Source organism: Aureispira sp. CCB-QB1 (genome assembly GCF_000724545.1).
Taxonomy (GTDB): Bacteria; Bacteroidota; Bacteroidia; order Chitinophagales; family Saprospiraceae; genus Aureispira.
In genome coordinates this window covers 1-427 of record NZ_JHBV01000114.1, presented here as the reverse complement: position 1 = coordinate 427, position 427 = coordinate 1, and the positions used below count along the sequence as shown (strand labels likewise).

Here is a 427-nt window from a genome sequence, read left to right as displayed (position 1 = left end):
GATCCTGAGACAGGAACGGACTACAGCAAGAGCTATGATCCCCAAGATAGTCGTACCAACGATGCCCTTGATCTTATTTTAACCTAATTCAAACTTCCCCTAAAAAGCCCATTGTTATGGAAAACAAACACCTATTTTTAGGCGCTGGGGTACTCCTGGCAATTGCTCTTGCTTATCTGATTGGTAAACGCCAAAAGAAAGCGGTGGAGCAGCGAGAAATTGATGTGACGGTCAACCTCCAAGACGAGAATGGACAGACAGTGGTTTATGATCCGAATCCTTTGCTTGTTCGACTCAACAAAGGGTTGATCACTCGATATTACTTTGATTTTTCAGAGCGTTGCAATCCCATCAAAGAGCTCTATGATTTGGATCCTGCTCGTTTTATGGCAACGGTCAAAGCCTACAAAGTCAAGTATGGCGTGGA

Annotated in this window: 1 protein-coding gene; it reads left to right on the top strand. The window is 44.0% G+C overall.

The features are described from left to right. Positions 1-116: 116 nt before the first annotated feature. The coding region (locus CG11_RS26455) for a hypothetical protein (protein WP_156039926.1) at positions 117-427 on the top strand (311 nt) is incomplete at its 3' end.